This is a genomic window from Xanthocytophaga agilis (genome assembly GCF_030068605.1).
In the GTDB taxonomy this organism is placed as follows: Bacteria; Bacteroidota; Bacteroidia; order Cytophagales; family 172606-1; genus Xanthocytophaga; species Xanthocytophaga agilis.
The window spans coordinates 1-11,847 of sequence record NZ_JASJOU010000024.1 but is presented as its reverse complement, the minus strand read 5'-3'; the positions used below and the strand labels follow the sequence as shown (position 1 = coordinate 11,847).

At 40.7% G+C, this 11,847-nt stretch carries 3 protein-coding genes; all 3 read right to left on the bottom strand.

Annotated features, from left to right (window positions below):
- Window positions 1–23 precede the first annotated feature (23 nt).
- Window positions 24–1,043: a T9SS type B sorting domain-containing protein gene (locus QNI22_RS37930; protein WP_314519534.1), complete on the bottom strand. Its 1,020-nt coding sequence runs from the start codon at window positions 1,041–1,043 to the stop codon at window positions 24–26.
- 11 nt (window positions 1,044–1,054) lie between these two features.
- Complete coding sequence (locus QNI22_RS37925; RefSeq protein WP_314519533.1) at window positions 1,055–4,414, bottom strand: T9SS type A sorting domain-containing protein; 3,360 nt, start codon at window positions 4,412–4,414, stop codon at window positions 1,055–1,057.
- Window positions 4,415–4,801: 387 nt separating this feature from the next.
- The gene (locus QNI22_RS37920) at window positions 4,802–11,836 is read right to left on the bottom strand and encodes a T9SS type B sorting domain-containing protein (RefSeq protein WP_314519532.1); all 7,035 of its coding nucleotides are present in this window, start codon (window positions 11,834–11,836) and stop codon (window positions 4,802–4,804) included.
- Window positions 11,837–11,847 lie beyond the last annotated feature (11 nt).

The window sequence follows — 11,847 nt, the reverse complement described above, 5'->3', positions numbered from 1 at the left end:
TTTCATCTTTTCCTGGTTAGTTTTTACCTCACCATCAAAATACTCCCTCTTTTCACTTCACGAGTATCTTTATTGGTAATAATAAAATAATAAGCACCTTCAGGCAGTGGCTTTCCAGACTGGGTTCCATCCCATACAATGTCATTAGTATAAGGTGGTCTTGCATCCATTACCACTTTCCCCTGCTGGTTGACAATCGTAACAGAATAGAGGTCTCCATTGGAACTAATATTGGAAATAGCCCAGGCATCATCAATACCATCATCATTAGGAGAAAATGCCTTTTGCCATGTCAGCTCAGAAACAACCCGTTTCTGAATAGTAATAGTTATCGTGGACTCTGAAGTAAGATTGCCATCGTCCGTTGCTGATAACTTAAATGTATAGACTCCAACAGATACATTCTGTAGGATAAGCTTACCACTTCCTCCATCATAGTTCTGTATTGATGGTCCATCCAGTTTCTCCCACTTCAGACTTATAATTGAATCAGTACAAACATCTGTTGCTGTTCCTGTAAGTTCCAGATGAGATAAGCTGGTAAGACCTGCAGCAAGTGTTGTATCTACATCATTAGGGATAGTCAATACAGGTGCACTATTGGTAGGATCTTTAATAGTAATTGTATATCTACTACTTTCTTTAGTTTCACCGCTAACCAGGTTTTTAGCTTTAATTTTATAGGTATAAACGCCAACAGGGAACCCACCTAAACTATTGGAAAGTTGAAGCTGAGCCGGAGAGCCTGAGGCTCGGCTGATTCTTAATTCTCCACCTCCACATCCAGTTTTTATACTATAGTCTATTGACCACAGTATTTGTGTAGAAGTGGAAATATCGATATTTGAAGCATTCCTGTATCTTACTCCTATTGCTCCTCCTGCAAATGGCGCCACAGAAACCCCTTCAATTCCATTAACGGTCAAGTTATCTGCATTCGCTGTTAGTATATTGACAAGAAAGAAAAATAAGAAATTGCAAAACGATCCTATATTTATTAAGTATCGAAGTCGCCTTATTGGAACTATCTTATTATCTGGCATAGCGCAATAACTTATCGTGCAATAATAATCCGTTTTTTAGTTACCTGTGTTCCTGTAACTATTTCCATTATATAGACCCCTGGCACCAGATGAATAACAGGTACTTTTATTTCCTGAGAGCCTGCTGGTAATGTATAATTAGATGCCAGTAAAGCTTGTCCAAGAGTATTGGATACTCTAATCTGAATATCTCTCGATTTTTTATTTTCATCCAGCATTACAACAATGGCCTCATCACTGGCAGGTATAGGATATACAGCAAAGGAGATATTGACATCTACTGATACTATTTTAGAGAATTTATAGGTTCCGTCTGTATCTATAATCCTCAGGCGATAATAAGAAGTACCATCCAACGGATTCTGGTCATAGAAGTAATAAGACAGCACAGTATTATTTCCTCCTTTTGCAGCAACTGATCCTACAGCACTAAAATCCTTGGCATTTGTTGATCGTTCCACTATATATTCTTGTACACCCTTCTCATTATCAACTTTCCAGTCCACTCGTACCATGTCAGACTCTACCTTTGCAGTAAACTGCAGCAGGTTAGCTGGTAAAGTCAGAAAATCACATACCAGAGTAGCAGGAGCACCTGCAATCCGACAATTTCCGGAAGTTGTATTTGCGTCTGACTCACTCGCTGAATAAACCATGATCTGAGTCCCTTTTGGAATAAAACCTCCTGGAAAAACAGTAAAAAAATCAGGTGTATTGCGATCAAGCGTATCCAGACTCAATCGTGCGACTCCATCTGTAAAGAATGCCTTACCCCCAACAACAAGCCACTTTGTAGTATCCGGATCTTCTACATATACTGCATCATCCGGATTATCTGAGTCATCATTGGGATCTGTGCCACAATTTGCCAGACAATAAACCCTTTTTGAAGGAATAGAATCATTACAGTTAGATTGGCAAAGAGGAGGTTTAATCACCCAACGATAATAAGGCTTTCTATAGGTTTTTCCAGTAGGAACGTATTCTATCACATGGTTAGATGTATCACTACATACAACTGCATCGGTAAGATTTAGTTGCGGACCACATGGGCGGAAAATAAAATTATCCATTGCCAGGTCATTGCCTGAGCCACCAGGTGCCCGGTTACGTACAGCAACGGTAATCTTTCCGGAAGGAGGGTCTTTGGTGATAAATGTAAATCCTACTCTATGCCACTTCTCATCATTATTTATAGAGATTGGAGGAATATAAACCGGAACACCATCAATCAGGAATTCTATCTCCGGATTCAATCCGAAACATTCCTGAGTAGCTGTTACACCTGAAGGAAGATCCCAGTCTCCAGTCCTGGTAGCTCCACCTAAACCATCAGACAAAGCCTGATCCGTACCAGCAGCACTAAACTGGCCACATCCTGGTTCCAAAGAAGGGTAACAACCGCAGCTGTAGTCTTGTTTTGAGGCAGACAGATTAGTTACTGATTTAATCTGACGGTTAAATAAATTCAGAATATCTGCATAGAATTCGTATTGTGTACCTGGACAAATACCGGAAACCTCCTGCTGAAAGAAAAGATTTCGGCTATAGGCTGCATTTAAAACCATCATATTACCCAATTTGTCCCCACTATTATCGTACGCATTAATCCAAACCGGCCATCCTCCTTCCTGCCCAAAAGGATTCCGGCTTTGTGTCCCTATATAGTAGTTCCCATCATTGGGTTGTGAGTTATTGTTTATATTATATGTAAATCCTGGAGCTAATGCATCAAAACGAGTTCCATATAATGTACTATTTCCATTCATGAATACAACTCTGTCTTCGGCACTGGTGGCATCATTTCCTGGATTAGAAACATCATATGTACTATTATATGGTCCTGTAGTACCTACTGTCTCTGTTCCTGGAACTTCTGATACCTCATATTTTCCATCGCTATCTGCATCTATTACATTTGAATAGCCTAAATCACCCCCCTGATTCACATTGATTCCTGCTTGCCCGTCAGGATCTCCATCACCATTCATATCGCTTTCACACAAGTCACGTACCATTGCAACACTTTGCGATGACAATGCTGCCAAATCATAGCTCCTGGCAAATCTAATTTCATCTATATCACTTCTTCCAATGGTATTTCCACCTTCATAAGCAAGTGAATGAAATGACAAATCACCTGGCACTGAAAATGTTCCAATAGGTGTAGGTGCATCAATGATACCATCACCCGTAATATCATCATAATATTTGCTGTTATCATTAATGACAAAAAAGTTCACTGTATTATTGCCACTATAATTGAAAGTTATACTTACTACCAACAAAGTAAATTTACCTGGTACAACAGCAGAACTATCTGCCACATCACCTATTGCCAAAGGACTTACATAGGATGTAGAACCTATCCGTAAACCCCAACGCTTGGTAGCACCTATGCCAAAACTTGCAGGATCAGTAGTTCCAAAATACCCAATAGACACTTTATTATTATCTACCTGATACGGATTATTATTAAGATGAAGATTAACAAAGGCATCTTCATTATTCGCAGCATCACTACTCAAACGCATTAGAAAGCCTAACCAGATGGTACTTCCATTGGCTCCAATACTGGTATTGGCTGTATAAGTCTTACCAGTATATTTGTTTCCACTACCCTCAGGATCTGTACCTGAGGTAGGTAAAGGCCCTGTTCTCTCTGAAACCTTATGGATAGCAGCGTTACTGGAACCCAATGTCCGAATAGTACTTTCAGATAAAGTTCTCACAAAACGATCTCTTGCATTAATACCTGCATTGTACCAATAGGCATTTGTATAGGAGTTATCTAAACGATTGTTCTGATTGTTTTCATCAAATATCTCATATTCATAAAAATACCCTCCTGTACTAGTCTGTAACCTCCGACCAATAGTCCCTCCGCCACTGGCACCAACTGTAGCATAGAATCCTGAATTAATCAGACTAAACTTCTCATTGGATGTATTTGGGGCAGGAGCAGAATTCGGACTATTGACTATATTTTCTAATGTAGTAGTACTCAGCTCATAAGGAGTACTCGCCCCATTAGAAGCAACCCAGTCTCCTGCCCATCCCAACGCTGTAGCAGAATTGGTGTTGGATTTATTTGTATTGATATTGTGTAGATTTAATCCCGTTGCACTTGCCTGTGAAGCTTCTGTTGCTCTGGATACTCCAGGCGTCAGCGGATTATTTAAAGAAGAAGGAGCCTGCCCAAACTGCCCCGGTACTCTGACACTCCCGAAGTAATCGAACCCTTCATAGGCATACACGATTTTTCGGGATGTGGATTTGAAGACTGATGTTTGGCCTTTGCTTTGCTGAATTACCATCCAGCTCAAAAGAAGAAAAACGAAAATCTTCTGAATAGTAAATTTTTTTTTCATAGCTGTAGCGAATAATACTTTACTCCCGGAGAAATATTATGACAGAGCATTGCTCAACAAAATAGGTTTTCCAGCAAAGTAAAGGTCGCTATATTTCTATTAGCATGCTTTCTGTATTCTATTGTTAGTGTACAGTGTAATATTTATCAAACTTTTCCCTTCATTCATCGAATATTTTCGAGCATTCGTCGATTAACTCAAACGTTATCATTAAGTTACTTTCTTCTGTTTACTATTTATATTTTCAGACACACCCGCATATTCTTCTGGCATTGTGCATGCTTTATATGTATTATGACATTTTTTTGTTAAAATGTCCCTTTGCAAAAAATTACTCATAAAAGAAAAAAGCCTGTAAAGAATCACTCTTTACAGGCTTTTTTTCGCTTATCGCCAGATCTGCACCCAGCCTTTATACGTTTCTTCACCAGCTATATCAATAGTATAGTAGTAAATACCATCCGGATATGTGCCACCATCCCAATCATTTTTGTAATCACGAGACTGGAATACTACTCTACCCCAACGATCTATGATTGTTACAAAGGTATTGGTAGGTAGTTTTGTGATAAAGAATGTATCGTTAATACCATCACCATTTGGTGTAAAGATATTTGGTACAACAAACTTCATTTCTGGTATCTCTACTGTTGTTGACTGAATACAACCATTGGCATCACGAACATAAATAGTCACTAATCCAACAGGCAGTTTTTCAACCAACGTATCTATCGGAATAGACGTATCTTTTATTTTCGTCCATGTCTGACCATCTACACTCACTTCATAAGCTGGCTGACCACCTGTGATATCGTAGATCAATACTTTACCAGTTGGCTCTTCAATTACAGAAGCTGTTACTTTGGTCTTATATCTGATTGCATTTCCTACACGGAAGTTATAAGGCAATGTATTACATCCTTTACTGTCTGTGATAACCATTGCATAATCTCCATCTGGTAAGTCAGTGAACGTAAAGCTATTTGTAAACAATTCACCAGTTTTGATTGTTTTGGCTCCTGTAATATGGATGATATAAGGAGCAATACCACCACGCAGGCTATCTACAATTACAGTGTTACAATCCTGACGACGTATTACATAACGTACTGAATCTGGTCCTGCCACTATGAAGTCCTTGATATTCGGACAAACATCAGCCATACTTTCTCTCACATACATCTTATAACTTCCTGAATACAGGTTAGAGAAGATTGGAGTAGTGAAGAAGTTCACATTATCCAGTGAGTAGTAATATGTCTTACCAGCAACCGGGTTAACAACTGTTACTTCTGCAGAACCATTGTTAGCACCACATGTTGCAGCTGTTGAGCTTACAGTGAATGTTAGAGATCCTGCACTGATAGTTGCCACCTGAGCAGTTGTTGTACAACCTGATCCATACTCTATAACTATATTGTATGTACCAGCGTCCAGATTCTCAAATGTAGTGCTATCTGTATTAATGTAACGGAATGTTTTTCCTCCATTGATACTGATTCCGTATTCTACTGTAGCACCCGTTTCTATTCCACCTGTAATATTATAGATGGTGATGCTTCCTTTTTCTGATGTAGAACAACCGATATTACTTACAGCAATTTCGTATGCCACACTCTTCGCACCACGAATTGTGAATGGTTTCGTACTTGCACACGTATTCTTGGTAGCATCACGTACATACATGATATAATCTCCCGGATCCAGATTTTCGAATATTGGTGAAGACTGGAAGTCAATATTGTTGAGACTATACTTGTATGGAGTGATACCTCCTGTCGGATTCTGTACTTCTACTGTTCCTGTTGGATCTGTACATGTTGCCTCTTTTGTCTGCGCTATATCAAATGTGATTGCAGCAGGCTCAGTCAGTGTATAGGTGAATGAATACTCACAACCTGTCTGATCTTTGATTCTCACGATGTGTGTACCTGCAGGTAAGGCAGTAAATATTCCAGACACCTGATATGCGCCTCCATTGATTGAGTATTGATAAGGAGCTGTTCCACCTGTTATATTACCCATACGAATCTCACCATTGTTAGATCCCTGACAAGTTGGGTTAACTAATGTAGGAGAACCGGCCACTACAGCATTTGGTGAACTCAGAGTCATAGTGTATACAGCCATACAACCACGGCTATCTTTAATATATACTTTGTAAGTTCCATTACCTAAGCCAGTAAACTGTGCAGTTGACTGGTAACCAGCCAGACTATCCAGACTAAACTGATAAGGACTTACTCCACCTACCAAACCTGTAATTGAAATTGATCCGTCAGTTGTGCTGCAAGTAGAAGGATTAACACGAGTCACAGTTGCTGTTATCTGGCTAGCCTCCGTAATCGTTACAGGATAAGAAGCTACACAACCGTTCACTTTATCTCTTACATATAACAGATACACATTCGCTTTTAATCCTGTAAACAGCACACTGGCTTGATAAGTTGTTCCATCTATTGAATACTCATAGCTTCCGGACCCACCACTTACATTGATCAGACGAGCTGCACCATCTGATTTACCATAACATGATGCTGATTGTACCTGTTCTGCCTGAGCCGTTACTGAATTTGGAGAAACCAATGTAGCTGTTACTGTAATAGTACAGTTGTTAGCGTCTGTCACAGTGATCGTATAACTTCCGTTACCCAATCCACTGAAGACATTATTACTTTGAGCTGTACCATTGTTAAGCTTATAGGTCAATGGAGCCACACCATCTGTTACGTTCACTGTGATACTACCGTCTGAACTTGAACAACCCGTTGGCTGTGTTGAAGAGGTAGTAGCAGTCAGTTTACAACATTCTCCTGTAGTCACAGTAACAGGGAATGTAGCGACACAAGCACCATTTTGTTCTTTAATATATACTGTATATGCTCCTGCAGCCAATCCTGTGAAGGTAGTAGTACCTGAGAAGTTTGTTCCATCCAGAGAGTAAACAAACACACCTGAACCACCACTTACATTTGTGATGAGGATTGTACCATCTGACTTACCGCAAGAAGCTTGTGTACCTTCAGATACTGTAGCTGTAATAGCTTGTCCTCCTATCACATTAATTGTTGCAGAGAACTGACAACCTTTAGAATCCCGAATAGTTGCCTTGTATGCTCCCGGATTAAGGTTTGTAAAGACTGTATCTGATACGAAGGTAGTTCCATCCACACTGAACAGATAAGGAGCTTGTCCACCATATACATTGGTAAAGGTAATCGTTCCTTTATCACCACATGTCTTCGGCTGATTCACGATTATGATACCTGCTACATTAAACTTGCTTGTAACAGTAACCGGGAATGAAGCGATACAAGCCAGATTTGCTCTATCTCTCACAAATATATTGTAATTACCTGCACCTAAACTTGTAAACTGAGGGTTCACCTGATACGTCAGACCATTATCGATACTATACTCATAGTTACCACTACCACCAGACACATTGACCAGGATAGCACTTCCATCATTTACACCACTACACAATACCGGACTTGCAAATGCCTGAGCTGTTAGGTTACAACTTCCTGTACAATTAAACTGAGAGATTGTCGATACAATGGTTATTTCACATCTGTTGGCATCTCTTAACAGGATCGTGTAACTACCAGGAGCAAGATTTGTAAAGTTGCCACTGCTGATGCCTGCCGGATTTGGTACACCATTGATATAGAATTCGTATGGTGCAATTCCTCCTGTTGCAGTTACAGTTACTCGTCCATCATTCGCTTTACATGATTGCTCATTAGAGATAGTTGCACTAGCACCAAATCCATTTGGTAAAGCAAGTGATTGATTAAAGCTTGCTGAACATCCCGTTGCGTCTTTTACAACAATTGTGTAATTGCCACCACTCAAGCCTGCAAAAACATTTCCATTCTGGAACGCTGATCCATTGATTGAGTACTGATAAGGCGCTGTGCCTCCTGTTGCAGTCACTGCGATACTACCATTTGGAAGTGTACAGCTAGTTGAAACAACTGGAACAAATGTAGCGGCAATGTTACAAGTTGAACAGTTGAACTTAGTTACTGTTACTGCAGAAGTAAATTCACAGTTATTAGCATCTACGACTTTAAGTGTATAAGACCCAGGAGCTAACGATGCGAATACATTATTATTCGCCCCAGCCGGATTCACACTTCCATTGATAAAGTATTGATATGGAGCTGTTCCACCAGATACAGATACTGTTGCTGAACCATCGTTTGCATTACATGCTGTCTCATTTGTAGAAGCAAGTGTTGCTGTGATTCCGCTCGGTGCTGTAATCGTCTGTGTTAGAGTAATGCTACAGTTAGCTGCATCCTTAATGGTAATTGTATAAGTTCCTGCACCTAATCCAGTAAAGCTTGCTGAAGACTGGAATGTTGTGCCATCAATTGAGTACTGATATGGCAGTGTTCCACCTGTTACTCCACTTACATTTATTGATCCATTTGGAGTCGTACAGTTAGTTGAGTTAGTACCACTTGCAGTTGCAGTCAGGTTACAAACTGGAGGACAAGTAAACTTGGTTACTGTTGTTGTTGTAGTAAACTCACATCCTGCTGCATCTTTTACCAGGATCGTGTAAGATCCAGGAGCCAGAGATGCGAACACATTGTTATTCAGACCTGCTGGATTTGCCACTCCACCGATATAATATTCATATGGAGATGTTCCGCCTGAAACTGTTACTGTTGCAGATCCGTCATTTGTGTTACATGCTGTCTCATTAGTTGATGAGATTGTTGCACTTACCCCACTCGGTGCTGTAATTACAACAGACTTGCTGAAGGTACAACCATTGCCATCTTTTATTACTACTGTATAATTACCACCTGCCAGATTTGTGAATGAAGCACCTGACTGGAAGTTCACTCCATCTATTGAATACTGATACGGAGCTGTTCCATTGGTTTCACCACTAATTGTGATGGTTCCATTACCTGCACAACTTGTCGAATTAGCCGAAGTTATCGTTGCGGTCAACTGACAGGTTGGACATGTCGTAGATACTGTTGCAGTTGCGACAAACTCACAACCATTTGCATCTACTACTCTTATTGTATAGTTAGCAGCAGCCAGGCCTGAGAAGGTATTGTTATTGATACCATCCGGATTGACTACACCATTGATATAATATTGATAAGGTAAAGATCCACCTGTTATTCCGCTTACTGTGATAGTTCCGTCTATTTTACCACAAGCAGTTTCAGAAGTTGGAGTTACTGTCATGGCAGTGATACCTGTTGGTACTGTGATAGTAACATTGGTATTTACTATACAACCCGTTGCATCCTGTACATACACTATATACGAACCAGCAGACAAACCAGTAAAGTTACCTGTTGTATTGATGAAGTTAGTACCATCCAGGCTATAGCTATATGGAGAAGTACCTCCTGATACAGTTGCCTTGATTGTTCCATCATCTACACCACACGCACTAGGGTTTGTTGTAGTAGCTGACAATGTGATAGCAGGGTTAGCAAAAGTTACCGGAGTTAATGTAACCTGGCAACCAGCTGCATCTCTTACTATGATACTGTATGTTCCAGCAGTCAGTCCAGTAAACTGCCCGGTTCCTGCTGCAAATGCGCCGCCATTTACTGAGTATTCATATGGAGTTGTACCACCTGTAGGAGTCACAGTGATTGAACCACCACTTACATTACTACAAGTTGGAGCTACAGATGTGTTTGTAGCAGCCAGTGTACAAGTAGGACAAGTAAACTTGGTTACAGTTGCAGTCACTGTGAATTCACAATTATTAGCATCTACTACTTTAAGTGTGTACGAACCAGGAGCTAACGATGCAAACACATTATTATTAGCACCCGCCGGATTCACACTTCCATTGATAAAGTACTGATATGGAGCTGTGCCACCAGATACTGTTACTGTTGCCGAACCATCATTTGTGTTACATGCTGTCTCATTGGTAGAAGCAACAGTCGCTGTGATTCCGCTCGGTGCTGTAATCACCTGTGTTAGAGTGATGCTACAGTTAGCTGCATCCTTAATGGTAATCGTGTAAGTTCCTGCACCTAATCCGGTAAAGCTTGCTGAAGACTGGAATGTTGTACCATCTATTGAGTACTGATATGGCAATGTTCCACCACTTACATTGCTCACACTCACACTACCATCTGTTGTGGTACAACTAGTTGGATTGGCTCCACTTGCAGTCGCTGTCAGATTACAAACTGGAGGGCAAGTAAACTTAGTTACTGTTGTTGTTGTAGTAAACTCACATCCTGCTGCATCTTTTACCAGGATTGTATACGATCCAGGTGCCAGAGATACGAACACACTATTATTCAGACCTGCTGGATTTGCCACTCCTCCGATATAATATTCATATGGAGCTGTTCCACCAGATACAGATACTGTTGCTGAACCATCGTTTGCATTACATGCTGTTTCATTGGTAGAAGCAATTGTTGCTGTGATTCCGCTTGGCGCGGTGATCGTTTGTGCAAATGTTGCACTACAACCTGCAGCATCTTTTACATATATGGTATAGTTACCAGCGGTTAAACCTGTAAACACACCTGTTGTATTGGTGAAAGTTACACCATCCAGACTATAATTGTATGGACTTGTGCCGCCAGCAACAGCACTGATTGTGATTGAACCATCTGTTGTAGTACAACTGGTTGGATTACTTCCACTTATTGTCGCTGTAATAGCTGCTGGCAAACTCAATACTGCACTTACACTGGTCTGACAGCCTGAAGCATCCTTCACAAGGATTGTGTAGTTGCCTGCACTCAAACCTGTGAACACACTACCTGTCACATATGTTGTGCCTCCATCTATTGAGTACTGTATCGTTCCTGTGTTATTGATCGCACTCACACTGATCGAGCCATCGTTGCCTGCACAGGTTGGATTACTCTTAGATCCGATTGAAGCACTTAAGGTACATGTATTGGAACAGTTGCTACCCACAATCACATTCACTGTGTAATCACAACCATTCGATGCCACCACTCGCACTACATGGGCTCCCGAAGATAAACCTGACAGAACATTGTTGCTTGCTCCTGCCGGATTAATCACTCCATCGATATAGTACGTATAAGGTCCTCCTACTCCTACCACATTGGTCACTGTGATACTACCATCTTTGGTCGAACAACCTGATTCAGATATGGTTGTAGTCTGAACACTTAATATACCCCCTGTAGCTGCCAGACTCTGAGTCGAACTGATCACACAACCTGAGGCATCCTGAATGAAGACAGTGTAACTGCCACTGGACAAATTGCTGAATGTGGATGCTGACACATAATTCACGCCATCAATTGAGTATGTATATGGTGCAGTTCCTCCTGTTACATTGGTAATCACAATCGATCCGTTGGTAGCTGAACAGCCACTTGGATCATTGCCTGTCACGGTTGCTGTCAATGGAACGGCTGTTAATGTCACACTACCGATTG

Bases quoted from the DNA above. Each gene is read 5' to 3' on its own strand.
- QNI22_RS37930 (WP_314519534.1), bottom strand. From the start codon at position 1,043: ATGCCAGATAATAAGATAGTTCCAATAAGGCGACTTCGATACTTAATA.
- QNI22_RS37925 (WP_314519533.1), bottom strand. From the start codon at position 4,414: ATGAAAAAAAAATTTACTATTCAGAAGATTTTCGTTTTTCTTCTTTTG.